1 pseudogene is annotated in these 414 nt (G+C 65.7%); it reads right to left on the bottom strand.

The features are described 5' to 3' along the window. Window positions 1-216 (bottom strand): annotated as a pseudogene (locus tag SB751_RS28340) (hypothetical protein); the annotation flags it as partial. Window positions 217-414: the final 198 nt, after the last annotated feature.

Below are 414 nucleotides of genomic sequence, written 5' to 3'. Positions count from 1 at the left end.
CAGCAGGAACCCGCCGGACAGCAGGATCACGATCACCGAGCCCGACACCCAGTTGAAGAAGCGGCCGAACACGCCTTCGATCAGCGGCAACCGGAGCGGCGGCGTCAGGTCGGACAGCGCCGGGCGCAGGCAGAAATTCGCGAAGACCATCCCGCCCACCCACACGGCGACGGCCAGCAGGTGAAGAAACAGCGCGACGGCAACAGCGTGGGACATGGCGACAATCCTGATAGGGGTTGGGTGCAACGAACAGCCGCGTCACGCGCGGTCTCGAGCGACGTTCGACCGGCGGCCCGCCGCTCGGTTCGGACCCCGGGGCGGCATTTCACACTATTTTGCAAATTCCGCGTGACGCTGCCACTGTCGCTTACCTGAATACGCCGCCCAAAAGAACAGGCCGCACGCCCGCCGAAG

The sequence above is a fragment of the Cupriavidus sp. SIMBA_020 genome, from assembly GCF_046535395.1.
GTDB lineage: Bacteria > Pseudomonadota > Gammaproteobacteria > Burkholderiales > Burkholderiaceae > Cupriavidus > Cupriavidus campinensis.
The sequence above is the reverse complement of the archived record's forward strand: the minus strand, read 5'-3'. Positions and strand labels throughout refer to the sequence as shown.